Origin of the sequence: Methylotuvimicrobium alcaliphilum 20Z, assembly GCF_000968535.2 — a bacterium.
Lineage (GTDB): Bacteria > Pseudomonadota > Gammaproteobacteria > Methylococcales > Methylomonadaceae > Methylotuvimicrobium > Methylotuvimicrobium alcaliphilum.
On the sequence record NC_016108.1, the window covers coordinates 38,519 to 65,372 of the forward strand.

The following is a 26,854-nucleotide window of genomic DNA, read 5'->3' on the forward strand; positions in this document are numbered from 1 at the left end:
CGGGTCAAATTGAGCGGCCGGCTATGCAAAACACTGGAGAATAAAATGAGAAAGAGTTTTTTGACGATATCGATGAAACGGAAAATTTTAGCGGCTAAAAAAATCCTTTTGGTCGGAGTCGAAATCACTTTGGTGGTTTCGATTACGCAGCAGGCGCACGCACAAACGGCTGTAATCGACATGACCAATTTGACGCAAAATGTTCAAACTGCGATTCAATCAGCCATGTCGGCGGGAGAGGAAGTCGCACAAACGCTGAAACAAATAGAGCAATATGCGACTCAATTGCAGCAATACGAGGATCAAATACGGAACACGTTAGCGCCTGCGGCTTATATTTGGGATCAGGCGCAATCCACGATCGATGGCCTAATAACCGCCACCGACACACTCAACTATTATAAGAATCAAGTCGGCAGTCTCGATAGCTACCTGAGTAAATTCCAAGACGTTTCTTATTACCGTAACTCGCCGTGTTTCTCGAATGAGGGATGCAGTGACGCCGAGTTCGCGGCAATGAGCGAAAACCGGCGCTTGGCATCCGAATCACAAAAAAAGGCAAACGATGCGCTTTTTCGTGGACTGGATAAACAACAAGATGCGCTCAAGTCGGACTCAAGACGATTAGAGCAACTGCAAGCAGCGGCTCAAAGCGCCGGGGGACGAATGGAAGCTATTGGCTATGCCAACCAGCTTGCGAGCCAACAGGCGAACCAGCTATTACAGATACGCGGCCTGTTGATCGCACAGCAGAACGCAATTGCAACCAGGATGCAGGCGGAGGCTGATGGAGAGGCAATATCTAGTGCTCGTGCTGAACAACTCCGATCAGGTAGGTTCAAGAAAAGTGCACCTGGTGATTATTAATAGTTCTAACATAATTAGAGGATCATGTATGAAAATGTATAACCTTACAATTATCTGTTTTGGGGTAGTTCTTCTCCTGGTTGGTTGTAGTGAACAACCGGTGGCGAACGCGGCAAATTGTACGCCAGAGATGAAGGAAAAAATACTATCAGACCTTATGTTCGAGGCAAGTCGCAATACGTTTATTGACGACTGTCGATCATTCGACAAGGCGAAACAACTCCGATCAGGTACGTTCAAGAAAAGTGCGCCTGGCGATTATTGATAGGAGGTTTATCAGAATGAATAAATCTCACTGGCATATGCTGATAACGCTAGGTGTCCTGCTGCTGACAAGCGAACCCGCATTGGCCGAGCTCAGTAATGAAGGCATTATGAATGATGTATTGAAGCGATTCGATAATGCTGCAAGTAACTGGGCAAACACACTTACAAATGCGGCAAGCTGGTTATTCTGGACGCTTGTTCTGATCTCGATGGTCTGGACATTCGGCATGATGCTGCTTCGTAAGGCAGACATAGGAGAATTCTTTGCCGAGTTTGTTCGGTTCACTATTTTCACAGGCTTCTTTTGGTGGTTACTCACAAATGCAGTGAGTAACCAGAATATTGCTGGGACGATCATTGATTCACTACAACAACTCGGTGCACAGGCCGGGAGTTTAGGCACGACGAGGCTTGACCCTGGCGCAGTTGTCGATGTCGGATTTGAATTGTTTGACCGCGTCATACGCGCAGTAGACGATCTAGGTTGGCGAGATTTCGATTTAGCCCTTGCCATGATGATATTGGGAGGTGTCACCCTGACCATATTAGCCTTAATCGCCGTGAATATGCTGGTGTTACTGGCGACGAGTTGGATTGTATTGTACGCCGGTGTTTTTTTTCTGGGTTTCGGAGGAGCTCGTTGGACGTCCGACATGGCGCTCAATTATTACCGCACTATATTCGGCGTGTCTGCACAGCTGCTGTCGATGATTCTTATTGTTGCTATTGGCAAACAGTTTATCAACGATTTCTCGCAGCAAATCAGTCCCGAAACGACAATACAAGAACTCGCCGTGATGATGGTGGCGTCTATCATCTTGCTGGTACTAACAAATAAAGTCCCAGCAATCATAGCCGGTATTATCACGGGTAGCAGTATTGGCAACACAGGCATTGGTCAACTCGGTGCCGGTGCGGCGCTCGGCGCGGCCGGTATGGCCACAGCGGCGACCGCAACAGCCGGCGCAATGATAGCGGCCGGTACGGCAAACGCCGCTGGTGGAGCTCAAGCAGTAATGGCCGCGTTCTCCAAGGCCAGCGAAAACGTTTCCAGCGGGTCCGATGTGCTGACCAACATGTGGGGCGGGGGCGGCGGCGGTGGCGTAAGCAGCGACAGCAGTAATACCGGCGGCACTCCATTTGCTCAAGCAGCAGGATTCAGCAACAGCTCGGACAGCATGTGGGGTCGCGGCGAAGATGGGGACACCAAAAGGCAAACCGAAAGCGGCACCGACCAAGCGAAGAGTGACGGCAAACAGAATAGCGGCGCGACCGAACCGACCGGCACGGCAAAAACCGGGCAAGGCGGTAACCGGCAATCAACAGGCACGCAAAACGGCGGCTTCATGACGGCAGCGGCAAAGTCCGGCAAAATTGCCGTCGATGCCGGCGTTAACTTGGCTAAGGGTATTGCCGATGTAGCCATGGCCAAAGCCGGCGAGCGCATTGCGGATACGACACCGGGCAAGATTGCCGACGCGATAAAGGGGAACGGCAATTCGTCCGAAACCAACATCGAATTTGCCGGTAATAGCCTCAGCGGGGAAAGCGATACCCATTCCGAAATTGCAGCCTTCGTTAACCGAGGCAATAACGGCACATCGACTTAACCCAAAAGGATATAATGCCGCCCTTTATTGCCGACCTTACCCCGATAGCACAAGAGCGCGTCGTGTGTGCAATCTCGGCCGCCGTCAAATATGAAGTCCCGGCCAACATCGTCCTAGCCGTGGCGGAAAAGGAAGGCGGCAAGCCGGGGCAATGGGTGCGCAACTCGAACGGCACCTATGACGTCGGCTCGATGCAATTTAATACCGCGTACCTGCGCGACCTGGCACGGTACGGAATCACAGCGAACGATGTAGCGGCCGCTGGATGCTATTCGTTCGATCTGGCCGCTTGGCGACTACGGATGCACATCCGCAACGACAAGGGCGACCTGTGGACTAAGGCCGCCAACTACCACTCGCGCACGCCGCGATACAACGCCGTGTACCGCGCCGATCTGATTCGCAAGGCGTTGAAGTGGGCTGACTGGTTGGATGCCCATTTCGTGACGCTAGATGTAACCAAAGCGGATACAACGCCTTCGATGCCGCTTCAACCGATAGAAGTACAACGCGTAACCCAGCAAACCCCGGCTTCGTCTCCTGTGTCTTCGCCGGCGGCGAAGCAGGCTTCGGTTCGTTCCCTGAGCCAGAAAAATTATGTGCCACGCTCAATTTCCTTCAAAACCGGTGATTAAGAAAACCTGCAATAACCCTCAAGACTCTCATTCCGGCAACCGAGGGCGCTACGTTTACAAATTAATCGTCACGGCCAAAAGCGCATCACCGTAAAGCTCAACGCAAGTTCCTTGAACGCCGAACAAGAGCAGAAGCTGAAGGATTTCCTCGAAGACCTGATTCAAGGCGAAGAGTGAGGATTTTTCCAAAACGCCATGAAAAAGTGTCGCAACTTGCGACACTTTTTATATCTCCATGCCTCACCAATTTGCCGACGGCAAGCGCAGACAGCATCCGGTCGATTAGCGGATTCAACAAAAAATACCCTCATCATTCGCCAGCCGGTGAATAAATCACACAAACGGCGTGACTCGATCACCGCCTTTTCTTCCGGAAATCGGGATACTGTACCCAAGTTCAACGAAACGCTTGAACGAACCAAACCAACAAAAACCAAGGGGAAACCATCATGAAAACAGTATCTTTCGCAGCAGTCGTTTTAATGTCAATCGTTGCCGGCACCGCCATGGCCGAAGGCTCGAAAATCGAAAAATCCACATTGATCAACGCTTCTAAAAACACGTTGACCAATACTCAGGCGATCGGCCGCAACAGCGCAGCCAGCACCGGCTCGATCAGCGTCGTCGGATCGAAAGTCGAGAAATCGACGCTGATCAATGCATCAAAAAACACATTGACCAACACGCAAGCGATAGGCAGGGATTCAGTGGCGACAACCGGTTCAATCGACATCCGCTAAAAAACGCATGAAAGCATAAGGACGTGCGCTACTGGGATAGCAGGACGCGCAGGGATAGCGACGCTTGGGTGCCGGCGAGCGATAAACAGAGCGATAAGACTTCGGGCGGCGATAACATGGACGTTTTCGCCGCGCGGCCAGGGATGGCTTATGCTCGGGCGCTTAAAGCTCCTTATGGATTAAAATTTATTGTGACAACACAGGATTCGTGGTAATTATGCGGAAGCCATCTAATTACTAGTTGGGCCAGATTTCGACTTATCGGTGCCATTCAAAAATGAAAACTCAAATTCTTTTAATATGCTTCCTTCTCTTGCCCATCGGTGTATATGCGGACTCTTCATTAAAGGCAGGAGACTTGGAAAGAATCTGTACATCTTCGTCCGAAGATGAACGTGTGGTTTGCTCATTAATAGTTAAAGCCTATAAGGATGGATTTATTGAGGGTATCGCTAACGGCATAATAGGCGCGTACAGATATGATCCTGATATTCTAGCAATAGTAAAAGATGTAAAAGCCAAAGACTTTGCACCAAGATTTAACAAAGTCGTTGCGCAATCAACGTGCATACAGAATGTCCAAGTTGATGATCTAGCCAAGGCATTTTCTGGATACGTGAAACTGAACCCCTCGGTGCAGGCAGCCCCCTACCGCACCGCCATGTTCCGAATGATCGAGGCGACATACTGTAAGAAATGAGCCACATCATCAATATAGATACATTGCCGGAGATGTATCCCACTCATCGGCATGAACCTGTTTTCTGGGAAGCACTTGGACGAGTTGTCGCAACATATGGTTTTCTGGAAGAAACCTTGGGCAAGGCGATATTTGCATTTACAGCGACAACACCATATAGCGAACAGGAAGTCCAAAAGGCTCTTGATGGTTGGCTGCCCAAGTTACAACATGCGCTATCTGATCAGCTCTGGAATCTCATTGAGTTATATGGAAAATCTGTGCGTGAACACCCAAATGCCACAATTGAAAATCTTGCAGATCTGATTGAGCAGTTAAAAGAAGCGGGCAAAATCCGCAATGTAATCTGTCATGGTTCATGGCGAACGCCAAATTCTGAAGGTGCATCAGTTCCGTTTTTCGTTAATCGACAACAAGAACGTTTCGATAGGACAATTGATGTTGCATGGTTGGCTCAATTACAGAAGCATATCTCTGAGCTTATATGCGCTGTCATTAATTCGGTTACTCATATGGGTTGGCAGTTTCCTGGCGGTGCTGGCCCAGGTAAGGTTATTTGGGAATCAAATAAATGAAAAATCGCCTAACAAGGCGCTATAGGTCTTTGGTGTTCGATACATGAATAACTTCTCTTGGAAACAGTGGCTACTCCTTCTACTTGCAATTCCCGTGGTGCAGCAACTTGCGTCTTTTGTTGGCGGCTCATTCGGACATTACATGAACCAACGGGAGGCGATGACGCAGACACCGACTATACCGAATGCGTCACCGCCTCCAATACGAGTCGTCTTTTCCAGTCAAGATGCTGAAGGCGCCACTCCAAAACAGATGGATATTGCGTTCTTGCGGCGACTCGAAGAACACACTGTCACCTCAATCAAGGAAAAAGTGCGAAAGAATCATGCCGCCCAAGGCTATTCTGGACCTGATCTCGACCTTCAAGCGGAGTCCGTCTTTGTTGAAGCGGGAGGCAATAAGTTAGCAGTAGTCCGACTTCGAGGATCCGACAATTCATTTTCTGTATTCCTACTTGGCATAGTCGGAAACGAACTAAGAAAGATCGCTTGCACCAGGACGCATCCAGACCCTATCCCGATCACCAGTGGTACTTGCTCAGAAAAGGTGAAAGAGGTATTCGGCGCTCGCATTGGTGGTCAGTAGAACGTGACATGCCATCCTCTTGCGCCCAAAGTCCCAACTCGGAAGTCCAACACGACGTCGCTCTGATTCCGCGCTGGCTTTGCAGAGTTTCTCTAAATCTTCGTCCTTGATTGTTTGGGCAAACAAGCATGTGGAGAAGTATATGCAGAAAAATGCGAGAAGTGTTTGTTTCATGGTATCTCATTAAAGTAAAGTGAATTTAGGTCAGCAGGTCAGTCTCACTCACCATACCCTAGAACTTTAAAATAACTGAACTCCGTGCAGCGGAATGTTAGGCCAGATGATGTACTCGAAATGGCGGATCATGCTAACCCGCCCTTGCGCTTCAGGGTTGCCAGCTCATCCAAGCAGTCGAAATTGGCTGAATTGTGATCAAGAGACGGTTTACAAAACCCATCCCACTCAGGTATTTTACTAGCCCACACTCGGTATTTATATAACTGTTCGGAATTCCGAACAGCTAAAAAATAACGTCGTAAAAAACGAAGTGTCTATCGTGTACGGTTTTCCGCTGCATGTCGGGGTATGTTACCTCAGCACTTAAGTTTTACTGACAATCCAGCTTTTGATCAACCCGGTTGCATGAACCGCATCGATCGAGTTATACCCCTGCTAATATCCTCGATAATTTGATTTCATCGCCCCAATTTTCAAAAAACACCCCTGTTGTTAGCTTAGCTATGAAAACTTGAATAGGGCCAATCTTTTTAGGTTTGCGTTGAATGACTGCTAATTGAATCCATGCCGATTTTTAGTGCAAGGCTTCGAACGTCAACTTTGGGTCGCTATGTTGAGCTTAACATAGCGACCCCTATGTGTAGTTCGAAACTATGTGTAAATTGTTAATACGACCTGGAAGAAAGATAGAATTCACCTGGGTTATGGCCAATATGAGAAAACCTTAGGTTCACATAGTTTTATCGGTGTCTTGAAGTAAAAATTTCAGTGACATCAGGAATTCTAGTGAATCGTATCCGACACTACTCAATAAGTTGGCTATTTGAGAGCCAATTAGCACCCTACCTCGAGATTTCCTGACTATCGCGATGCATGAAAAAGTCGGAATTAACAATGGGCTGATATTACCCAACCGATCGCAAGTTGATGCTACTTCTTCAAGCATTGAAATTATGTGAAGTTGCGTTCGACCTTATGCGACGGACACCAAGGTCTAGTCCTCAATGTAAATTTGCAACTCCACATAGTTTCGAACTACACATAGGGGTCGATTCCGGACAAAAAAATGCGGCCAAAAAGCCGCATTACAGAGGAAGGATATTTGAGCACAATCGCATCAACGATTGAGTTGCGCATATCCTACCTAATCCTCTCCTTCGCCGGAATGTGACGAATCGCCGCGCGGCAGACCGCCGCACTCCCACACGAAAAAACCGTCACCACCACGTCTAGGCATTACTCGATATATGTTTGGCAAACAACGTACTAATAAAATTCCGGGTAAATCAAAAAGTGTCGCAACTTGCGACACTTTTCCGTAGATAATGAATACGATACCTGCCCTAAAAATGGCTTTTGGTTTCTAATGCAGATTCGAGAAATGACGAGTGACCAGGAATAAGGCGTGACCATCGAACACCAACTACTTGCCCTCATCGCACAAGGCGAAAGCTTAACCCTCGAGTTCAAAACCTGCGCAAAGCGCCTAAACCGGGACGTCTATGAAACGGTTTGCGCTTTTCTGAACCGGCATGGCGGCACTTTGCTGCTCGGTGTCACCGATAGCGGCGACTTGGCCGGCGTCGATCCAGATTGCGTGGCGCATTCGCCCTTCCCGAAAAATCCCGTCATTGCCCGCTTTTTCCGGGAGATCGGCCGGGCCGATGAACTGGGTTCGGGCGTGCGTAATCTGCTTAAGTACAGCAAAGCCTATGGCGGCAAAGCGCCGGCGTTAGTGGAAGCCGATATTTTCCGAATTGCCATTGCCGTGCCCGAATCAAGCTTATCGACCGTATTATCGAATGCCGGACAAGCTACCGGACAAGTCACCGGACAAGTTGATGCCTGGTCCTCAACGTGCTGACAGCGTGCCGGACACCGAAAAAAAGCAGCGAAATACAAGACATTTCAGGGATTAAGCACCGCGAGACATTTCAGCGCAATTATCTGGATTATCTGCTGAAAGAAGATCTGTTAGCGCGGACGATTCCCGAGAAACCCAAAAGTCCCATGCAGCGCTATCAGACGACCGCTAAAGGGCAACAGTTATTACAGGGTATTTGATAAAAATGATATAAATCACACAAATGATTTATGTCCAATTATTGCGAAAGAAACAGAGCAACTCAGCCAATGATTGGCGGCAAAACGTCTCCAACTTTCATTTCCTAATACGATTGCCAAGCCTTCATGAACGCTAAGATAGACATAGAGGGGCAAACACTCGGCCAATATCTCGCAAGAATACCGAGGTTTTTACTAATGCCTTGGCCTAAGCTCAGTGTGTCGTTCTTTTATAGGTTTCTCGTTTAAAAAAGTGTCGCAACTTGCGACACTTTTCCGTAGGTAATGAATACGGATTCTTTCCTATCATACACAGTAGCGAACGCGATAAAAAATCAATACAAGTTCGATAAGGCAAAAATTCAGGCATTTATTCGATCAATAAGCCACTTATCAGCGCAAAACACTAGTTGCATTGCGATCGATAAGCTTTATACTGGACACAAAATGAAACAAAATCGAACACAAATGACAAGTAAAACTAAAGTAATCGCTGTCGCAAATCACAAGGGCGGGTGCGGTAAAACCACAACGGTCGTCAATCTGGCGTCAGAGCTGGCGAAAATGGAACTTTCCGTACTGGTGATCGATCTCGACCCGCAAGCCAACGCCAGCCTGCACATCGGCAAAAAGCACCCGAGCGAAGTCCCGGTTACCTGCGCGGAACTGCTGTTGTCGGAGGTCGAGAAACTGCCGCAATCGATCTACGATGACACTAACATCGAAGGCGTATCTCTGATCTACGGCTCGCTCAATCTCGGCAAGGCCGAAGACGAATTGAAGGATGAAGCCCCTCGGCCTTCCGAAGAACTACGCGAAAAAATAAATCACCTTCACGGTATCTACGACGTCATCCTGATCGATTGCCCGCCCAGCCTGAAACTACTCACTAGCAACGCATTGGCCGCCGCCACGCATTTAATCATTCCGATCGAGTCCGGTTCCCAGTATGGGATGTACGGCGTTACTGATTTAATAAGGCTAGTCGAAAAAATCAGGCGCATCAATCCAGAGTTGGAATTGATCGGCGCTTTATTGATCCGTCACGACGCACGGCAAACGGTTTGCAAACTGATCGAAGCTTCGGCCAAGGAGCAAATCGGCAAACTCATCGATGTTCGCATATCGACCAGCACTAAGGTCAATCAGTCCGCGATAGCGCAAACGAGCGTTCATGACATAGACCGAACCTGCAAAGTCTCACGCGAGTTTAAACGGCTGGCCGACGTGATCGCCAAACAACTCAATCTTGTATAAGGAACCGGCTCAGTGGCTAAAGACATTAAAAAAATGCTGGAGAAAAAGCTGCAGGAGAACACGCAGCGTCATGCCTCGGCGGAACAATCCGTCAATTTTGATCAAGGCCGGGAATTGGTCTCGGTTCTGGTCGGAAAGATCGAACCGAACCCGTACCAGCCCCGACGCATTTTCCCGCAAGACGAGTTAGACAAATTGGCCCAGTCGATCGCCGAAGTTGGTTTGCTGGAGCCGATCTTGCTCAGGAAAACCGGCGACGGCTATCAAATCGCCGCCGGCGAGCGCCGCTGGCGGGCACATAAGCAAATCGAGCGGCGCCATATCGATGCAGTGGTCATGGTGATATCCGATAGCGATATGGCGGTATTCGCGCTGGCAGAAAATATCGACCGTGAGGATCTGAGCGATTACGAAATCGGCATCGCCCTGAAGCAAGTCGAAAAAGCCTTTCCGACCAAGAAAAAGCTGGCAGAGTCGCTAGGGCTTAACCGCCAGGATATGTACCGCTATTACGCTTATGACGACCTACCCGCATTTATTATAGAGGACCTTAACAAGAATCCGCGTTTATTGTCGAGATCGGCGGCCAATGACATCAAGCGGCTTTTGAACGAGAACAAGGATCATCCGGCTGTCAGCGATTATTTGGCGGAAGCGTGGGATTTGCTGCTGAGCAGCGACCTGGACCAAACCAAGATCGCGGCCTATGTCGCACGCAAGCTCAAGGGTCACGAAACCAGAGACAGTCACATCCAGGACGCGCATAACTTGATCAGGGACGGCAAGAAGGTCGGCAATATCGCCAGGACCGAAAAGCACATCACCGTAAAGCTAAATGCAAGCGTCTTGAACGCCGAACAAGAGCAGAAGCTGAAGGATTTCCTCGAAGACCTGGTCCAAAGCGGAGAGTGAGGATTTTTCCAAAACGCCATGAAAAAGTGTCGCAACTTGCGACACTTTTTACATCACCATACCTTCTCCTATTTACCGACGGCAAGCGCAGAAAGCATCCGACCGATTAGCGGATTCAACAAAAAATACCCTCATCATTCGCCGGCCGGTGAATAAATCACACAAACGGCGTGACTCGATCACCGCCTTTTCTTCCGGAAATCGGGATACTGTACCCAAGTTCAACGAAACGCTTGAACGAACCAAACCAACAAAACCTAAGGGGAAACCATCATGAAAACAGTATCTTTTGCAGCAGTCGTTTTAATATCAGTCGTCGCCGGCACCGCCATGGCCGAAGGCTCGAAAATCGAAAAATCCACATTAATCAACGCTTCTAAAAACACGTTGACAAACACGCAAGCGATCGGCCGCAACAGCGCCGCCAGCACCGGATCAATCAACGTGGTCGGTTCTAAAGTCGAAAAATCCACGGTCATCAATGCGTCTAAAAACACTCTGACCAACACACAAGCCATAGGTCGCAACTCAGTCGCGAACACAGGATCAATCGACATACGCTAAGAGAGACATGAAAGCACAAGGTTATGCGCTATCGGGACAGCAGGACGCGCAGTGATAGCAACGTTTGGGTACCGGCGAGCGATAAACAGAGCGTCAAGACTTCGAGCGGCGATGACAGGGATGTCTTCGCCGCGAGGCCATGGAAGGCAAATACCCGCGCACGGTTGGGTTAGGAAAGACTGAGCCATTCGTTTGGCCATTGGGGCAATACAGGGACGTATTGCGCTTGGCCAAACGATTGGCGGATTTGACGCGGCCAAGGCTCCCGGCGGGCGATGGTCAAGTACCGGGGGCGTTGAACCGTGCCGGCCAAAGGTGGGGCGGCATTCACACGGACGTGTGTGCCGCGCGGCCATGGACGGCTTATGCTCGGGCGTTTCCGGCTCGGGGGCGTGAGCAATTCGGGCGGGCCGAGTTTAAAAGCGTACAGGGAGGTAGGCTTTTAAGCCGGACTGGCCGATTTGCGGGTTTTGTGCGTTGAGTTTCGGATTTCGGCCAAAACCCGCCACTGAGGATGCTGGCGAAATTTTCCTTCCCTAAGTTCAGCGAATGGCAGCTTTTCGGCAAGCAACCTTGCGTCATCTTTGGCTCGACCCGGCCAATTTGCGACGATCAGAGTATCAAAAACTTTATAATTGAACACCTGGTATCTGTAGCTAACCTGACTACCGACTTACCTTCTTTACCCCCAATGAGTCTAATTAAATTAAGTTTAATGAAAAAGAAAGGACGATTTGGGGATGGTTTTAATTGAGAAGACAATGACCCTAATCCCTACTTTTAGCTCCTCTTTTGAACTGTAACAATTCTGTTGCTTGATTAAGAAAAGCTCTGTCTGTTAGGCTTAAATCACGACTTGCAGTCACTTTTTATTTTGAACCAGCCACAGAATTTAACCAAATGAATATAGTCGCACTTTTTTCAACTATTCTCCGGCTTAAAGCAAGAAACGATGAGAATTTCCAATTTATTTAAATTTTTTAGTTTACTCTTTATTTTGACCGTACCGTACACGGCAACAGAAGGTTCAACCTTTACGGCTGGCCACATATTTACTTCGAATTATTTTTCAAACGCTATTAATTACTATCAAAACGACGGAACTTATGTTGACTCCTTCACAGTTCCATCTATTTACGGTAAGGATGTTAAAGGCGTGGCTTTTGGTCCGGATGGTTTGCTTTATGCTGTCACATCTACTGGCACTTCAGGATTTAATGTCCTAGCGATGGATAGTAGCGGCGCAGTTAAAAAGACCTACTTCGGAACTAGCTATGTAGCCGGAAACTTATCTTCAGGCAAAATTACATTTGGTGAAAACGGTGATTTTTTTGTAGCTGGTGGCAATTCTCTTACCGCTTTTACCCCTACCAACGCAAGCGGTAGCATTATTTACAATAATAATCAAGTTTTTGATGCTACAAATTTACCCAACGGTAATTTATTAGTTCTATCGGCATATGATTTACATGAAATTACGCCCGTAGGCTCTGTCGTTAGAGCCCTGACTTCCGCTTATATAGTGGATGGCCGAGGATTGGCTTATGACGCAACTACTAACAGTATTTATGTCTCTATGCTCGGCTTTACCAATAATTATGATCAACTGATGCGTTTAAATGGAAAAACCGGTGCTTTGGAAAATAGCACAGTCTACTGGTATGGTGACGACATAATGTTAACCGCTGATAACAGAGTGATTGTTGGAAGCAGGACATTAGCGCCTGGAATTTTTGACTTGGACTTGAATTATTTAGGGACTTTAGGAACAAAACAACAAATGTTTGTTGCTCAAGTGCCAGTACCATTACCCTCCGCTATATGGCTAATCTGCACTGGCTTATTGGGGCTGTTAGGCCTGAATCGCAGTCAGCTATAACCCACGACCTTCTATTATTGAGTATAGCGTAATAACTCGGTTGTTAAAATGTACCTACAAAATAAAACTAACATATTTTGTATATCCAATATATTTAACTTAGGGTTATTTAGGATTCCCCTCAACATATGTCTGCTGGTCTTTCTGGTCTACGCGCTTAATAATTGACCTCTCCGGCTGCAGCAATTCACCTAATGAAACAGTCACCCATTTACAGTATGATTTTTAGGTCAGCTAACGAGACCAGACCAGTTATCTAATCGTCGTTAAAGTCAGAGACAGCTTAGGGTCGCTATGTTAAGCTCAACATAGCGACCCCTATGTGTAGTTCGAAACTATGTGGAGTTGCAAATTTACATTGAGGACTAGACCTTGGTGTCCGTCGCATAAGGTCGAACGCAACTTCACATAATTTCAATGCTTGAAGAAGTAGCATCAACTTGCGATCGGTTGGGTAATATCAGCCCATTGTTAATTCCGACTTTTTCATGCATCGCGATAGTCAGGAAATCTCGAGGTAGGGTGCTAATTGGCTCTCAAATAGCCAACTTATTGAGTAGTGTCGGATACGATTCACTAGAATTCCTGATGTCACTGAAATTTTTACTTCAAGACACCGATAAAACTATGTGAACCTAAGGTTTTCTCATATTGGCCATAACCCAGGTGAATTCTATCTTTCATCCAGGTCGTATTAACAATTTACACATAGTTTCGAACTACACATAGGGGTCGGAATCAGCCAACCAAATTGGCTCATTCACTGTTCCGGCTCCGCCAAAAACACATAATAGCTAAAATTCTGCAGCGCCTTCGCCCGATCGCCGATCACTCGCATTTTCTTTTCAGCGAACATAAAAGCGTCAACCTCATCGGTCGCTGTAAGTCGTTTTGCAATTCTGGTTTTCATCGCAGATCAGTCTTTTGATGATTTTATCCGGACTTCTCACGGGCGGTTGTGCCGAAATGCTATCAAAGTTGACGGTCGGCTCGATAGGCAATCTGTCTGAGACCTCATTGATGGCCAACAAGGTCAAAGTATCCCCGTTTTGCGTCATGTTGAAATGCTTCAATGTGTTCATCCCAATCAGCACTTGTTCTATATAATCATTGATATGAGCGTCAAGATTTCTGATTACCGCATTGCCGATCTTTAGGCTACTTATTTGTGTCTCACTGTCATAGACTTTTCCGCCGGCCGTGCTTGTTTGAATGGGACGGCCGAAAGGCAATCCCGCAGCGGTTGCCATTTTTGTGGGAATCACGGTTTTGGTCGCGCCGGTGTCGATCATAAAGGGCATGGGAACATCATTGATCAGAGCAATTCCCCTGAAATACCCTTGCCGGTCCGTTTTCAGTACCACACCGCCGGTGATCGGCTCAATGGGAAGGGCGGCTTTGATTCGCTCTTCGGCTTGATATTTCAACAAAGCGTCGGCGCCGAACCAAAGCGTGGCCAGCATCAGCGCGGGAATAATCAGGTATTTCAGGCTTCCTCCGCCTTTTTTGGGAGGCTTCTGATTATGATATTTTTCCCTGTAATAGTCTCGATCCTGTAGTCCCATTTACGGTTCCCATGTTGGTAACGCTCGCCATAATGCGCTAATTATCACCGAGGAAGCATCATTTGGGTGAGAAGTGCCGCACGATGCCAGCAATTTACTACCGGGCTCATGCAATCTAAACGCATTCCGGATCGCCAAACCAAGCCCGAAGTGTAAATCGAATAGTTTATCCTTCGGCATCACCGCAATCTCGAATTTTTCTTCGACGCTCAATAACCCCAGAAGCATTTCAACGGCCTCCGCCACCGTTTCAGGGGGGGTAAGTATGTGCCCAAACAAGCTTGTCCAAATTTTAGTCAAAATTCTAAAACCTTGAAGCTAAAAGTGTGCAAAGCGAATATGACGAGTTAATGACAAGGTTATCCACAGATTTTGTGGATAACCCATCATTCAATCGAACCTGTCCATGGCTCAAATACACTGTGCTTGAGCAGCGTGCATTCAACAATGAATTCTGAAAATGGGTGCCTGCGCTTGGCGTCTGTGCGGACAATCTCGGTAAATTTTTCCCTGGTTCGGTCTCTAGTTACCCATGATTGAGTTAGCCCTAATTCGGCACATAATGGCTCCTGAATAAATGGTGTTTCGTCTAAAAGTATCCGGTCAATTTTCATGTCATAGTAAATATTGGGGATGGTCTCATCCGGATTGATATATTGGTGGATCGGGAAGGGATCAAAACCCAAGCAGACTTCGCCTGTACACCAATCGCCCTTTTTCAGGTTTATATTAGTGTTGTTTTGGAATATGAAGAAACCGACGTCAATAACGATCACTTGCTTGTCGCGAAACACCACCTCGCCAATGATTTGATAGTTCGATTGTTTAAGCTGGATCGCTTTTTTCTCGTAGACCGAAACCTTCTTGAGGCTTTTGGTGGAGAACTCAATCGCCGTGTCGTCCTCTACTTGATTGACCTCAATATCGCATCGCTCACCGGACTGAATGATCCAGCCTTCCAAAGAAAGGCAAAGTTTGTTGGTCGATAAAGATTCGAGCATATTCCGGATTGTTCCATAAAATCATTTCAAACACACCAATCCAACTTTGGCGAAGCGGCAGTCTAGGTTGTTCTGCTGTGATCGCGCGAAGAGCAATTACCTTCTTTGCCCCTTTTGGTTTCGTCGTTCATATAAATGAGCCCATACCGCATCATATTTTTGACGCCGGCCGGCGTCATTTCGATTTCCAAGCGCTTCAAAGCCTCACTGATCACGTCGGCATAGCCGGTTTTATCGTTGCCGGTTTCACTCATCTGCTCGATCAGCCGTTGCAGGCGAAGGCTATCCTCAGCGGGGAGCCAACAGGAAATTCTCGATGCTCCGGATTGCATCCGGGATTCACGAAACCGTTTTTGCTTCTCTCGATTTGAAATGGCCATGTTTAGGTTACCGATAACTTGGGATGGGTTAGCGCTACCTAATTATGCGAATAAATTCTAATGTTAGCCGACCGAATCAGTTTTGCCAATTTTGGGTGGGAATAGGGGAAACTGAGGGTAAAATTCCTAAAACAAAAATTTTAGTAATTTTTTATTCCCAGGCACTCCCGAAATTGTGTTTTCGTGTTCCCTAATAGGCTTTTTTGCATGAAACCTGGAATTTTACGTTTTGGTATTTTAAGTCTAATGCTACAAAATAGTCATTTTAGTAAATTCTGTTTCCGGCCGAAACGACCGGAAAGCCGCCGAAAACCGCTAACAGGTTTCGAACGAGCGGATGGAGGAGAGATGGCTAATTCGATTGAATTGAAGTTCAAGAAAATCCAAAAAGAGTTTCTTGAGTTTTTAAAGTTCACCAAGGGCCACGCCGACACGACTTGCTACAACTACAACAGCGATTTGAACATCTGGATCGCCTGGCTGACCGAAGAGGGTAAGGACTGGCGCAAATGCCAGCCCCTCGACACCGAGCATTTCGTTTCGTACCTGGCCAAAAACAAAGTCGGTCCCCACGCGATCGCCCGGAAGATTTCCTGCCTGTCCACCTTTTATAAATGGGCCAAGCGCAATAACCACGTCGAGGAAGATCCGATCTACCAGATCGAGAAGCCGAAACGCCCCCGGCGGATGCCGGTTTGGTTGGAAACTGAAGAACAAGATGCGTTCACCAAAGCCGTCCGCAATTACGACGACATTCCGGACAACATTTATGGCCGTAGCAAGCCCTCGTCAATCAAGATTCGTCAGCGTTATGAATTACTGTTTGAGTTGATCCAAAAGTCCGGATTGAGGATCAGCGAAGCCTTGAGTCTGAAATCCGCCGACGTTCGGGTGGTCGACGGCGTGGCCAAATCGGTGCGGGTGATAGGGAAGGGCAACAAGGAACGGCAAGTTCCGCTCCCGGAAAGTTTCGGCCGGGTTCTGGCGTTGTCGATCGCCGACAAGTACCGCGATGAATTCCTGTTCGCGAAAAAACCGGGCTGTCGGCCGGTTAGCCATCATGCCGCGCGGGCCTATCTTAAGAAGATGATCGACAAGGCCGGCATTGAAAAGAAGGTTACGCCGCACAAGCTCCGACATACTTATGCCACGAGGCTCTTGGAAAAGGACGTGCAGCTGGTGGACATTCAGACGCTGTTGGGCCATGAAAGCATTGCCACGACGCAGATTTACACGCATGCGGGGCAGGAGCGGTTATCTAAGCTGGTGGCGGATATTTGAGGTGAAACATGAATCGCATCTACCTGGAACGCCACGATCCCGACCAAAACATGCACCGGTTCTATCAGATGTTTGTTTCACCCGGCTTAGACGGTGATTGGTCGTTGGTCCGGGAATGGGGCCGGGTAGGATCGCCCGGAACAGTCCGGAAGGATTGGTTCGATACCGAACCGGAAGCATTGGAAGCCGCTGGGAAAGTTTTTGATGCCAAGAAGAAAAAGGGTTACCGGGTCATTATTGAGAAGTTGATATCGTGACCTAATCAAATACAAAGATCTTGAGCCGAAGACTTTTTTCAAGTTTGTTCTCAAAACAAATCTGACTTATGCAAGTTATTGCCATTTTATACGAGTCATTACTGATTTAGAGCTTTTGGAGCTATACTATCTAGCTTGCAATTACCACTATCCCTTTAATTCATATTTGATTCCCAAAGACGATGGAAGACAGATGGCTTTCCGTAGAAGAAATTTGTGACTACCTCGGTATCAAGCGGGATACGGTTTACAAGTGGATTAATGAAAAATCGATGCCAGCGCATCGAGTGGGGCGTCTTTGGAAATTCAAAAAAGAGCAAGTCGATGCATGGGTTGAGGCGGGTGGTGCAGCGGAGAGCAACAAGAAGGACTCGAATAAATGAGGATCATCGATAACATCAATTCTTTGCTAGGCGACGATCTTAAGGCGTCTATTTCCCCCAAATCCAAGTTGAAGATTGCAGCATCATGCTTCTCAATTTATGCCTATGAAGCCTTGAAGACAGAGGTCTCAAAAATTGAGACCTTAGAATTCATTTTTACGGCTCCGACTTTTGTACCTAACGAAGTTACGGATAAATTTAAAAAGGAACGCCGAGAGTTTTTTATACCTAAGGCTGACCGTGAACGTAGTCTGTACGGTTCTGAATTTGAAATTCAACTTCGCAACAAACTGACTCAGCGGGCTATTGCACGCGAATGTGCCGAATGGATGCGAAGAAAGGCTAAATTCCGCTCCAATAAAACCAAGTCACCAATGCAACAGTTTGCCTGTGTACAGGGCTCAGGACATGACGTTGCGTATATGCCACTACATGGTTTTACTGCCGTGGATTTGGGGTATCAGCGAGGAGATGCCGTTTCGAATATCGTTAACCGGGTTGATGAAACCGCCTTTACGACGACCTACCTCCAGCTTTTTGACCAAATTTGGAACGACCCTGACAAACTTGAAGATGTTACCGCCGCGATCTGTGATCATATTGCATCGGTCTATCAGGAAAATTCGCCTGAGCGTATCTATTTCCTGATGCTCTACAATATCTTTAGCGATTTCCTTAATGATATCGACGAAGATGTTTTGCCGAACGATCTCACGGGCTATCAGGATACGTTAGTCTGGAACAAGCTCTTCAATTTTCAACATGATGCCGCCATAGGCATTATCAACAAACTGGAAACCTATAACGGTTGTATCCTGGCCGACAGTGTGGGGCTTGGTAAAACATTCACGGCCTTGGCCGTTATCAAATACTACGAGCTTAGAAATCGGTCTGTGCTCGTTTTGTGTCCGAAGAAACTTGCGGACAACTGGCTAAATTACAATAGCAATCTTACAACTAATATTTTCTCCAAGGATCGTTTCAATTACGACGTTCTTTGTCACACGGACTTATCTCGTACCTCGGGTGAATCATTTGGCATTCCTCTGAACCGCATCAACTGGGGTAACTATGATCTGGTTGTAATAGACGAGTCGCATAATTTTCGGAACAACGATGCGGTTAAAGACAGAGAAACTCGCTATCAAAAACTGATGAATCAGGTTGTTCGCCAAGGCGTTAAAACCAAAGTTCTCATGCTGTCTGCTACCCCGGTTAATAATCGCTTCAATGATCTGCGCAACCAACTGGCCCTGGCTTACGAAGGTGAATCCGAAAATCTCAGCAAAAAGCTACGCACTGGCAGAAGCGTGGAAGAAATCTTCCGGAACGCACAAACAGTATTTAATCAATGGTCAAAATTACCCATAGAAAGTCGCACAGCACGGGCCATTCTGGAGGCCCTTGATTTCGACTTTTTTGAGCTATTGGATAGTGTCACCATTGCTCGTTCGCGTAAGCACATTCAGACCTTTTACGATACCAGTGACATAGGCCAGTTCCCTGAGCGCCGAAAGCCCCTGTCGTTCCATTCTCCGCTTACCGGTCGCATGGACGTAATGAATTTCAACGAGATTTTTGAACAGCTATCGCTGCTCAAACTCGCCGTCTATGCTCCAATCAGTTACATATTGCCCAGTCGTCTTAAAAAGTATGAAGATTTGTACGACACGCAAATTGAAGGTGGTAAAGGGAAACTGAAGCAAGCGGATCGCGAACGGAGTCTTCAGGCACTGATGACGACTAATCTGCTCAAGCGTCTTGAAAGCTCCGTCGAGGCCTTTCGTCTTACCCTGCAAAGTTTACATAACAACCACACTCGCACCTTGACTAAAATCGATTCATTCAAGGTTTCTGGTAGCGAAAGTAGTGTTTCCGACTGGACCGATAGCCTGGCTAATCTGGATGCCGAAGAAGATGATATCCCCGGTTTAGATGACAACTCGATTGGCGGCAAGGTCAAAATTAATCTTGCCGACATGGATCTGCCCTCATGGGAACATGATTTAAACGGCGATCTGGAGGTCATTAATACCTTGTTGGACTCAATGGCAAAAGTCACTCCAGAGGACGATGCCAAGTTGCAACACCTCAAGAACCTTATCCTGGGTAAGATTGAAAACCCGATTAATGACGGTAATAGAAAAGTCCTGCTCTTCACTGCCTTTGCAGATACGGCCAATTATCTATACAACAATTTGGCCAGTCATCTTCTGGCCACAAAGGGGCTGCATACGGGAAAAGTCACTGGCAAGGATTCGCCTAAATCAACGCTCAAGAAGAGCTACGATTTTCAGTCGTTGCTGACGCTTTTCTCGCCCCGTGCCAAGGAAAAGGCACAAGTGCTGCCAGAGGAACCGGCCGAGATAGACCTATTGATTGGCACCGACTGTATTTCAGAAGGCCAAAACCTTCAGGACTGCGATTATTTGATCAACTACGATATTCACTGGAACCCGGTTCGCATTATCCAGCGTTTTGGCCGTATCGACCGCATTGGCTCTATCAATCAGACCATTCAGTTGGTGAACTATTGGCCCGATATTTCACTGGACGAATACATAAATCTCAAAGAACGAGTCGAAAATCGAATGATGATTGCCGACGTGACGGCTACTGGTGATGACAACGTACTTACGGCAAAAAGCAGCGAGGTTTCTTACCGGAAAGAGCAGCTTCGGCGTTTGCAGGATGAAGTGATTGAACTTGAGGATCTAAAGACCGGCGTATCCATCACTGATCTTGGCCTAAACGACTTCCGGATGGATTTACTGAACTATGTAAAAACCAATGGCGATCTCGCAAATGTGCCCAATGGCATGCATGCGGTTGTTCCGGCTAAGCCGGAACTGGGTTTGCACCCTGGTGTAATCTTCGCACTGCGCAACCTTAACCATGCCGTTAATATCAATCAGCAGAATAGGCTGCATCCCTATTACCTGATCTATATTGCCGTCGATGGGCAAATTATCGCCAACCATACCGAGGTTAAATCGCTGCTCGACCTGGTGCGATCCAGCTGCAAAGGTCAGTCCGAACCCATTCAGACGATCTGTCATTTATTTAATCAGCAGACAGATGAAGGCCGTAACATGAAAGCCTGTTCCGACCTGCTTAGTGCGGCCATTCGCTCAATGATCGACGTCAAGGAAGAAAAGGATATTGATAGCCTATTTTCCGGCGGCAGGACCACGGCGCTGGTGAACACCATTGCCGGGCTCGATGATTTCGAACTTGTGGCTTTTCTCGTGGTGCAGGAGCAAGGATAACAACTATGCTCTTCGACTATCCAAAAAGCGCCGCCTTCGGTCGTGTGCTGCCCAAGAACAAAATCTATGAGCATGCAAATCCGAGCGCTGCGGTAAAAGAGCTTTTTGTTCGCCAGGTGGAAAGGATCGTTTGGCAGTACAAATTGGCTCCCGATACCATCAACTTGAAAGAAACGTCGTTTGTCCCTGAAATCCAGATTTTTAGCGTGACTCTCAAGGATGGAGAGCTGAAACATGATGTACTGCGTTGCATTGACCAGGCAATTCCTTTTCCGATTTTCTTTGAGCTGAGTTTTGACGGAAATATCAAAGCTATCGCGGCCTTCAAACGGCCTAGCGAAGCGGACGGATCGAAATGGGTGATTAGCGACTATTTTGAGACCGCTTGGTTTCTAAGCGATGAGCCACGTCGACCGTTGCCGATGGCTTTCGATCTTGAAGCATTATACGCGCATTTTTTGGGGCCTTTGATGCCTTACCCAGCCCTGATAGGAGAGGGATTACGGGCGCGTGTTGAAAGGATGGATCAAATTCGCTTCAAACAACGGGAGCTGGAAAAATGCGAGGCCCGTCTGCGCAAAGAAAAACAATTCAATCGCAAAGTCGCGATTAATGCGGAACTCCGCAACCTGAAACAAGAACTAGAAACTATGACCCGCCCCCTCCCTGTAAGTGGGTCGGCAGTCACCTCTAAAGGACGATTATGATGGAAAAAATGAAAATGCACTCCCCGAACCTGACACAGGACAACATCACCCGTATTAAGGAGCTGTTTCCCGGTTGTGTGACTGAAGCCTATGACGAAAACGGCACGCTAAAACTAGCGGTGGATTTTGACCAACTGCGGCAGGAATTGTCGGAATCCATCGTTGAGGGTCCGCAAGAACGCTATCACCTCAATTGGCCAGGGAAACGGGAAGCACTGCTCACCGCCAACGCCCCCATCGCCAAGACCCTGCGCCCCTGCCGGGGGGAGAGTGTGGATTTTGATACCACGAAGAACCTGTTTATAGAGGGCGACAACCTGGAGGCCTTGAAGCTGCTCCAGGAGACCTACCTCGGCAAGGTCAAGATGATCTATATCGATCCGCCGTACAACACGGGGAATGATTTTATCTACGAGGATGACTTTGCTGAGAACTCAGAAGAGTTCCTGAAAAGGTCAAACCAGAAGGATGAAGAAGGCAATCGTCTCGTGGCGAATACAGAGGCCAATGGGAGGTTTCACTCTGACTGGCTTTCCATGATTTATGCACGACTGAAACTGGCGAGAAACTTATTGAGCGATAATGGTTCCATCATACTCAGCATCGATGATGCTGAGTATGAGAATCTGAAAAAATGCATGGATGAGATATATGGACTTGATAACTATTTGGCCACTTTAGTCTGGGATAAAAATAGAAAGAATGATGCAAAGTATTTTTCTGTTGGCCATGAATATATGCTCATTTATTCAAAGTCATCACAGAGGCTCTTGGAAGATGGGGTGATTTTTCGTGAGCCAAAGGAAGGAATTGATGAGATTAGAGCTTTCTACACAGAATTAAAAATGAAGTATGGCGATGATAATGAAGCTGTCCAGCTTGAATGGCGAAAGTACTTCAACTCATTGTCTTCGGATGATCCAAAAAAGCTGCTCGGGCGATTTTCAAAAATTGACAGCAAAGGCCCTTTCCGAGATGACGGTAATATCTCCTGGCCAGGGGGAGGGGGGCCAAAATACGACGTTGTTCATCCTGAAACTGGCAAGAAGTGTAAGGTTCCTGATGGAGGGTGGCGATACGGAACGCCTAAAAGATTTTGGGAAGAAGTAGCTTCTGGAAAAGTTGTATTTGGGCCTGATGAATCTACTCTACCCCGTCAGTGCAGGTATTTATTTGAGTCTGAGGGGCAAGTTATGCGTTCTGTTCATTACAGTTACGCGCAAACTGCGACGATGAAATTTAACGAGATAATGGGTCAAAGAATATTCGAGAACCCCAAAAGCTACTCTGACATTCAAAGAATGATTAGATACCTTACCAATGGCAATGACTTGGTAGTTGATTTTTTTGCTGGTTCAGCAACTACTGCCCATTCTGTTGTTGCACAAAATTCCGAAGATGGCGGCAATCGCAAATTCATTATGGTTCAACTTCCCGAACTATGCGATCAAAAGTCCGAAGCATTCAAATCAGGCTATAAAACCATCGCTGAAATTAGCAAAGAACGCATCCGCCGGGTTGGCAAGAAAATTCTGGAAGGCGGATGTCATGAAGGCTGGAACAAGGACATCGGCTTCCGCGTTCTCAAGATCGACTCATCCAACATGGCCGAGGTCTACTACACCCCAGATGCCATAAACCAAGGTCAGGTCGATGCCTTTGTCGATAACATCAAGCCAGATCGCAAGCCGGAAGATCTGCTCTTTCAGGTGTTGCTTGATTGGGGCGTTGATTTGTCGCTGCCTATTCGCAAGGAAACCATTCAAGGGAAGTCGGTCTTCTATGTCAATCACCCCCCCTATGATCTGATTGCTTGTTTTGACGATGGTGTAAACGAAGAGCTGGTCAAGGAGCTGGCTCGGTCCGAGGCTTTGCGTGTCGTATTCCGTGACAATGGTTTCGTGTCTGATTCCGTAAAAATCAACGTCGAACAGATTTTCAAACAGTTGTCTCCGGGCACCGAAGTGAAATCAATTTAAGGAGGGCTTGGCATGAAACTGAAGTTCAAAGTCCAGCCCTACCAAACTAGTGCCGTCGAATCAGTGATTAACTGCTTTGCAGGGCAAGCAAATACCTCTGGCATTGTTTACCGGATCGATCCTGGTATTGATAAAAAAGCCTTAAAAAAAGGAGCCTATTTACCGGGCATGGAGCCTGAAATAGTATCTGGCTTCAAAAACGCTGACATACAACTGACAGACGCGCAGTTGATTGAAAACATACAAGCCGCGCAGCAACGGCAAAATCTGAACATCTCTCAATCTCTCGATGAATTTTTTGATATGAAAGGCACGCCCATGCCTGCATCATATAAACCTGGATGTAAGGTCAATCTCGACATTGAAATGGAAACCGGAACAGGCAAGACCTACTGCTATATCAAGACCATCTTTGAGATGAATAAGCAGTACGGTTGGACCAAGTTCATTGTTGTGGTGCCTAGCATTGCCATCCGAGAGGGCGTGTTTAAATCTCTTAAAATTACTGCCGAGCACTTCACCGAAAGTTATGGGAAGAAAATTCGATTTTTCATATACAACTCTAAACAGCTCCATCAATTGGAGAGCTTCTCGTCCGATGCCGGCATCAATGTCATGGTTATCAATATCCAAGCATTCAACGCCAAAGGAGCCGATGCTAGACGTATCTATGGCACGCCTAAAAAAATGCCAAATGGAAAAGAAGAGCTTGTGGGGCTCGATGATTTTCAATCTCGAAAGCCTATAGACGTCATTAGCGCTAACCGTCCAATTCTCATTCTGGACGAACCGCAGAAGATGGGTGATAAGACGCGTGAATCACTAAAAGATTTTAAGCCGCTGATGATTTTGCGCTATTCGGCGACACACAGTACTACACATAACAAGATTCATCGACTCGATGCCCTGGACGCCTACAATCAGAAGCTGGTGAAGAAGATTGCCGTTCGCGGCATTGCCATGAAGGGACTGGCCGGTACTAATGCCTATCTCTATTTGGAGTCCATCGAGATTTCCAAAAAGGCTCCGGTAGTTCGCCTTGAGATGGAGGTTCGCCAGGGCGGCGGCATCAAACGGATTGTGAAGCGCCTGGAAAAGGGAAAGGATTTGTTCGTTGAGTCAAACGAACTCGATCAATATCGCGGCTTTGTTATTGCTCAGATCGACGCCAACAAAGACACTGTTGAATTCACCAATGGTCATGTACTGAGTGCTGGTGACGCAACCGGTGACGTAACCGAGATGGCAATCCGTCGAATTCAGATTCGTGAGGCAATCAAAGCCCACTTCGAGAAGGAACAGCGCCTCTTTGCACAGGGAATTAAGGTCTTGTCTCTATTTTTCATTGATGAAGTGGTTAAGTACCGGGATTACAGCCAGGCCGATGAGCAGGGGGAATATGCCCGAATTTTTGAAGAAGAGTACGAGCAACTTAAGGCAGAATATTTAGGCGAGCTTGCCCTTGATAACGAGGGCTACAGAAAATACCTGACCGATATTCAGGTTCGTCGCACACACAATGGTTACTTTTCCATTGATAAAAAGACAAAGAAACTCACCGATCCCGGTTTCAAAACACGTGGTGAAGATGCCGGGCTATCGGATGATGTCGATGCCTATGACCTGATTCTCAAGGATAAAGAACGGCTATTGTCCTTTGAAGAGCCGGTTCGGTTTATCTTCTCCCATTCTGCTCTGCGCGAAGGTTGGGATAACCCCAACGTTTTTGTGATGTGCATGCTTAAGCATAGCGATAACACAATTTCTCGTCGCCAAGAGGTAGGCCGAGGCCTCAGGCTGTCTGTTAACCAACATGGCGACCGCATGGACCATCCCGCCACGGTTCACGATGTTAATATCCTGACCGTCGTGGCCAGCGAAAGTTATAAGGACTTCGTTACCAACCTACAACGGGAAATCAGCGACTCTCTTTCCGCTCGACCACGCAAAGCGGACGAAGCCTACTTCTCCGGCAAGGTCATTACCACCGAAACCGGCACTCTGGAAATATCCCCGGTTATGGCCAAGCAGATTTATAAGTACCTGGTGAAGAACGATTATACGGATGACGCTACCGACCAAGTTGTCGATGCCTATCATGAGGCCAAAGCCAATGGCACTTTAGCGGCGTTGCCTGCTGAGCTTGCGCCCTATGCGGATCAGATATTTGGGTTGGTTGATAGCGTATTCAGCGAGTCCCAACTTCCGGATGTTGGTGATGACCGCAAGCCGAAAACAAATCCTTTGAACGCCAACTTTGAGAAAAAGGAGTTTCAGGAGCTCTGGAGTCGTATAAACCAGAAAGCAATATATCGCGTTGAGTTTGATTCAAGTGAGCTTATTCGTAACAGCATTCGTGTGCTGGACAAAGAGTTAAGAGTGACCCCTTTACAGTACACCATCCAGTCCGGCGAGCAGGTAGAGCACGCCACGGCTGATCAATTAAAGGCTGGACAGGGCTTTGAGATCAGAGAAACGGTTACGGAAGAACATAATGCTTCTATTCACTCTATGGTCACATATGACCTGGTTGGAAAGATTGCCGAGAATACCCAGCTAACCCGCAAAACCATTGCTGAAATACTAGGTGGCATTCAATCGGTCGTATTCAAGCAGTTCAAGCAAAACCCAGAACACTTTATTGCTGAAATTTCTCGTCTAATTAACGAACAAAAGGCAACGATTATTATCGAGCGCCTGAGCTATGACGGAATTGCCGAGAAGCACGATGTCAGTATTTTCACCACCGGACAGAGTAAGCAGGACTTCTCCAAAGCCAGTGAAAAGCTGCGTAACCATATCTATGACTACGCGATTACTGACTCCAAAGTTGAGCGAGAATTCGTCACAGAACTGGATACAAGTTCCGAAGTCGTGGTTTACGCAAAACTCCCGCGTGGTTTCCTGATTCCAACACCCGTTGGTGATTACAACCCTGACTGGGCTATTTCATTCAAGGAAGGTTCGGTTAAACATATTTACTTCGTAGCGGAAACCAAAGGTTCAATGTCCTCCATGGAGTTGCGGGCTATTGAGCATACGAAAATAGAATGTGCCCGCAAATTTTTTGAAGAGATCAATCGCAAGATCGAGCCAGAGAATGTTAAGTATGACGTCGTTACCAGTTACGGGAAGTTGATGGAGATTGTCGGCAGGGCAGGGGCATGAAACACCTCAGGAAGATGAGTATGACATATAT

Annotated in this window: 26 protein-coding genes; 21 read left to right on the forward strand and 5 right to left on the reverse strand. The window is 47.3% G+C overall.

Translation table 11 applies throughout. From position 1 onward, the window contains the following. Positions 1–72 precede the first annotated feature (72 nt). Genes trbJ through MEALZ_RS20135 form a run of 4 tightly spaced genes read left to right on the forward strand, consistent with a single transcriptional unit; the run spans position 73 to position 3,379 of the window. Positions 73–867: a P-type conjugative transfer protein TrbJ gene (gene trbJ, locus MEALZ_RS20120; protein ID WP_046061751.1), complete on the forward strand. Its 795-nt coding sequence runs from the start codon at positions 73–75 to the stop codon at positions 865–867. 34 nt (positions 868–901) lie between these two features. Then, the gene (gene trbK / locus MEALZ_RS23995; RefSeq protein ID WP_046061752.1) at positions 902–1,132 is read left to right on the forward strand and encodes an entry exclusion lipoprotein TrbK; all 231 of its coding nucleotides are present in this window, start codon (positions 902–904) and stop codon (positions 1,130–1,132) included. Positions 1,133–1,148: 16 nt separating this feature from the next. Next, on the forward strand, positions 1,149–2,744 hold the full coding sequence (gene trbL, locus MEALZ_RS20130; RefSeq protein ID WP_014133105.1) for a P-type conjugative transfer protein TrbL: 1,596 nt from the start codon (positions 1,149–1,151) through the stop codon (positions 2,742–2,744). Positions 2,745–2,758: 14 nt separating this feature from the next. Further along, positions 2,759–3,379 (forward strand): transglycosylase SLT domain-containing protein, encoded by a 621-nt coding sequence (locus MEALZ_RS20135; RefSeq protein ID WP_014133106.1) that lies wholly within the window; start codon positions 2,759–2,761, stop codon positions 3,377–3,379. Between the two features lie 54 nt (positions 3,380–3,433). Here the strand turns inward: MEALZ_RS20135 and MEALZ_RS22890 are convergent, their stop codons facing one another. Beyond that, positions 3,434–3,601 (reverse strand): hypothetical protein, encoded by a 168-nt coding sequence (locus tag MEALZ_RS22890; protein WP_162473026.1) that lies wholly within the window; start codon positions 3,599–3,601, stop codon positions 3,434–3,436. 227 nt (positions 3,602–3,828) lie between these two features. Here MEALZ_RS22890 and MEALZ_RS22460 point away from each other — a divergent pair, with 227 nt between their 5' ends. From MEALZ_RS22460 to MEALZ_RS20190, 10 genes are all read left to right on the forward strand, one after another. Continuing rightward, positions 3,829–4,119, forward strand: coding sequence for a hypothetical protein (locus MEALZ_RS22460; protein ID WP_014133107.1), 291 nt, complete (start codon positions 3,829–3,831; stop codon positions 4,117–4,119). 277 nt (positions 4,120–4,396) lie between these two features. Further along, a complete protein-coding gene (locus MEALZ_RS20140; protein ID WP_046061729.1) occupies positions 4,397–4,819 on the forward strand; it encodes a hypothetical protein in 423 nt (140 codons plus the stop codon). Continuing rightward, positions 4,816–5,394: a hypothetical protein gene (locus MEALZ_RS20145; protein WP_014133109.1), complete on the forward strand. Its 579-nt coding sequence runs from the start codon at positions 4,816–4,818 to the stop codon at positions 5,392–5,394. The genes MEALZ_RS20140 and MEALZ_RS20145 overlap by 4 nt, the downstream gene beginning before the upstream one ends. Before the next feature lie 43 nt (positions 5,395–5,437). Next, positions 5,438–5,980 carry a hypothetical protein gene (locus MEALZ_RS20150; RefSeq protein ID WP_046061730.1) on the forward strand — a complete coding sequence of 181 codons (543 nt, stop codon included), beginning with the start codon at positions 5,438–5,440 and terminating at the stop codon, positions 5,978–5,980. Positions 5,981–7,562: 1,582 nt separating this feature from the next. Continuing rightward, positions 7,563–8,021 carry an ATP-binding protein gene (locus MEALZ_RS21115; RefSeq protein WP_014133110.1) on the forward strand — a complete coding sequence of 153 codons (459 nt, stop codon included), beginning with the start codon at positions 7,563–7,565 and terminating at the stop codon, positions 8,019–8,021. Continuing rightward, a complete protein-coding gene (locus MEALZ_RS20160) occupies positions 8,015–8,221 on the forward strand; it encodes a Fic family protein (protein ID WP_014133111.1) in 207 nt (68 codons plus the stop codon). Before MEALZ_RS21115 ends, MEALZ_RS20160 begins: the two co-directional genes overlap by 7 nt. Positions 8,222–8,689: 468 nt before the next feature. Continuing rightward, a complete protein-coding gene (locus tag MEALZ_RS20165; protein WP_046061754.1) occupies positions 8,690–9,478 on the forward strand; it encodes a ParA family protein in 789 nt (262 codons plus the stop codon). Between the two features lie 12 nt (positions 9,479–9,490). Further along, a complete protein-coding gene (locus tag MEALZ_RS20170) occupies positions 9,491–10,390 on the forward strand; it encodes a ParB/RepB/Spo0J family partition protein (RefSeq protein WP_014133113.1) in 900 nt (299 codons plus the stop codon). Positions 10,391–10,663: 273 nt separating this feature from the next. Further along, a complete protein-coding gene (locus MEALZ_RS22465) occupies positions 10,664–10,954 on the forward strand; it encodes a hypothetical protein (protein ID WP_084685668.1) in 291 nt (96 codons plus the stop codon). Between the two features lie 952 nt (positions 10,955–11,906). Continuing rightward, positions 11,907–12,833 carry a hypothetical protein gene (locus MEALZ_RS20190; protein ID WP_014133114.1) on the forward strand — a complete coding sequence of 309 codons (927 nt, stop codon included), beginning with the start codon at positions 11,907–11,909 and terminating at the stop codon, positions 12,831–12,833. A gap of 869 nt (positions 12,834–13,702) precedes the next feature. On the opposite strand, the gene MEALZ_RS20195 is transcribed toward MEALZ_RS20190, so the two are convergent. The 4 genes from MEALZ_RS20195 to MEALZ_RS20210 all read right to left on the reverse strand — a co-directional run bounded on the left by MEALZ_RS20195 (position 13,703) and on the right by MEALZ_RS20210 (position 15,779). Next, positions 13,703–14,398: a retropepsin-like aspartic protease family protein gene (locus MEALZ_RS20195; RefSeq protein ID WP_014133116.1), complete on the reverse strand. Its 696-nt coding sequence runs from the start codon at positions 14,396–14,398 to the stop codon at positions 13,703–13,705. Beyond that, entirely contained in the window at positions 14,399–14,644 is a 246-nt protein-coding gene (locus MEALZ_RS20200) for a DUF6794 domain-containing protein (protein WP_408607059.1), read from the reverse strand. It lies immediately after the preceding gene. 140 nt (positions 14,645–14,784) lie between these two features. Next, on the reverse strand, positions 14,785–15,399 hold the full coding sequence (locus MEALZ_RS20205) for a hypothetical protein (RefSeq protein ID WP_014133118.1): 615 nt from the start codon (positions 15,397–15,399) through the stop codon (positions 14,785–14,787). A 62-nt stretch (positions 15,400–15,461) separates the two neighbouring features. After that, positions 15,462–15,779, reverse strand: a complete 318-nt coding sequence (locus MEALZ_RS20210) for a hypothetical protein (RefSeq protein ID WP_014133119.1) — start codon at positions 15,777–15,779, stop codon at positions 15,462–15,464. Positions 15,780–16,127: 348 nt separating this feature from the next. On the opposite strand from MEALZ_RS20210, the gene MEALZ_RS20215 reads away from it, so the two are divergent. The 7 genes from MEALZ_RS20215 (at position 16,128) to MEALZ_RS20245 (ending at position 26,823) form a co-directional block, all read left to right on the forward strand. Beyond that, positions 16,128–17,060, forward strand: coding sequence for a tyrosine-type recombinase/integrase (locus tag MEALZ_RS20215; protein ID WP_014133120.1), 933 nt, complete (start codon positions 16,128–16,130; stop codon positions 17,058–17,060). Positions 17,061–17,068: 8 nt separating this feature from the next. Further along, positions 17,069–17,317 carry a WGR domain-containing protein gene (locus tag MEALZ_RS20220; RefSeq protein ID WP_014133121.1) on the forward strand — a complete coding sequence of 83 codons (249 nt, stop codon included), beginning with the start codon at positions 17,069–17,071 and terminating at the stop codon, positions 17,315–17,317. Positions 17,318–17,499: 182 nt separating this feature from the next. Further along, positions 17,500–17,700: a methylation-associated defense system helix-turn-helix domain-containing protein MAD1 gene (gene mads1, locus MEALZ_RS20225; RefSeq protein WP_046061734.1), complete on the forward strand. Its 201-nt coding sequence runs from the start codon at positions 17,500–17,502 to the stop codon at positions 17,698–17,700. Further along, a complete protein-coding gene (locus tag MEALZ_RS20230) occupies positions 17,697–20,969 on the forward strand; it encodes a helicase-related protein (RefSeq protein WP_014133122.1) in 3,273 nt (1,090 codons plus the stop codon). The genes mads1 and MEALZ_RS20230 overlap by 4 nt, the downstream gene beginning before the upstream one ends. A 5-nt stretch (positions 20,970–20,974) precedes the next feature. Beyond that, on the forward strand, positions 20,975–21,676 hold the full coding sequence (locus MEALZ_RS20235) for a DUF4391 domain-containing protein (RefSeq protein WP_014133123.1): 702 nt from the start codon (positions 20,975–20,977) through the stop codon (positions 21,674–21,676). Continuing rightward, positions 21,676–23,655: a site-specific DNA-methyltransferase gene (locus MEALZ_RS20240; protein WP_046061757.1), complete on the forward strand. Its 1,980-nt coding sequence runs from the start codon at positions 21,676–21,678 to the stop codon at positions 23,653–23,655. Before MEALZ_RS20235 ends, MEALZ_RS20240 begins: the two co-directional genes overlap by 1 nt. 12 nt (positions 23,656–23,667) lie before the next feature. Next, complete coding sequence (locus tag MEALZ_RS20245; RefSeq protein ID WP_014133125.1) at positions 23,668–26,823, forward strand: type III restriction-modification system endonuclease; 3,156 nt, start codon at positions 23,668–23,670, stop codon at positions 26,821–26,823. Positions 26,824–26,854 lie beyond the last annotated feature (31 nt).

Coding starts and splice junctions, on each gene's coding strand:
- trbJ (WP_046061751.1), top strand. CDS start 73: ATGAAACGGAAAATTTTAGCGGCTAAAAAAATCCTTTTGGTCGGAGTC.
- trbK (WP_046061752.1), top strand. CDS start 902: ATGTATAACCTTACAATTATCTGTTTTGGGGTAGTTCTTCTCCTGGTT.
- trbL (WP_014133105.1), top strand. CDS start 1,149: ATGAATAAATCTCACTGGCATATGCTGATAACGCTAGGTGTCCTGCTG.
- MEALZ_RS20135 (WP_014133106.1), top strand. CDS start 2,759: ATGCCGCCCTTTATTGCCGACCTTACCCCGATAGCACAAGAGCGCGTC.
- MEALZ_RS22460 (WP_014133107.1), top strand. CDS start 3,829: ATGAAAACAGTATCTTTCGCAGCAGTCGTTTTAATGTCAATCGTTGCC.
- MEALZ_RS20140 (WP_046061729.1), top strand. CDS start 4,397: ATGAAAACTCAAATTCTTTTAATATGCTTCCTTCTCTTGCCCATCGGT.
- MEALZ_RS20145 (WP_014133109.1), top strand. CDS start 4,816: ATGAGCCACATCATCAATATAGATACATTGCCGGAGATGTATCCCACT.
- MEALZ_RS20150 (WP_046061730.1), top strand. CDS start 5,438: ATGAATAACTTCTCTTGGAAACAGTGGCTACTCCTTCTACTTGCAATT.
- MEALZ_RS20165 (WP_046061754.1), top strand. CDS start 8,690: ATGACAAGTAAAACTAAAGTAATCGCTGTCGCAAATCACAAGGGCGGG.
- MEALZ_RS22465 (WP_084685668.1), top strand. CDS start 10,664: ATGAAAACAGTATCTTTTGCAGCAGTCGTTTTAATATCAGTCGTCGCC.
- MEALZ_RS20190 (WP_014133114.1), top strand. CDS start 11,907: ATGAGAATTTCCAATTTATTTAAATTTTTTAGTTTACTCTTTATTTTG.
- MEALZ_RS20195 (WP_014133116.1), bottom strand. CDS start 14,398: ATGGGACTACAGGATCGAGACTATTACAGGGAAAAATATCATAATCAG.
- MEALZ_RS20205 (WP_014133118.1), bottom strand. CDS start 15,399: ATGCTCGAATCTTTATCGACCAACAAACTTTGCCTTTCTTTGGAAGGC.
- MEALZ_RS20210 (WP_014133119.1), bottom strand. CDS start 15,779: ATGGCCATTTCAAATCGAGAGAAGCAAAAACGGTTTCGTGAATCCCGG.
- MEALZ_RS20215 (WP_014133120.1), top strand. CDS start 16,128: ATGGCTAATTCGATTGAATTGAAGTTCAAGAAAATCCAAAAAGAGTTT.
- MEALZ_RS20220 (WP_014133121.1), top strand. CDS start 17,069: ATGAATCGCATCTACCTGGAACGCCACGATCCCGACCAAAACATGCAC.
- mads1 (WP_046061734.1), top strand. CDS start 17,500: ATGGAAGACAGATGGCTTTCCGTAGAAGAAATTTGTGACTACCTCGGT.
- MEALZ_RS20230 (WP_014133122.1), top strand. CDS start 17,697: ATGAGGATCATCGATAACATCAATTCTTTGCTAGGCGACGATCTTAAG.
- MEALZ_RS20235 (WP_014133123.1), top strand. CDS start 20,975: ATGCTCTTCGACTATCCAAAAAGCGCCGCCTTCGGTCGTGTGCTGCCC.
- MEALZ_RS20240 (WP_046061757.1), top strand. CDS start 21,676: ATGGAAAAAATGAAAATGCACTCCCCGAACCTGACACAGGACAACATC.
- MEALZ_RS20245 (WP_014133125.1), top strand. CDS start 23,668: ATGAAACTGAAGTTCAAAGTCCAGCCCTACCAAACTAGTGCCGTCGAA.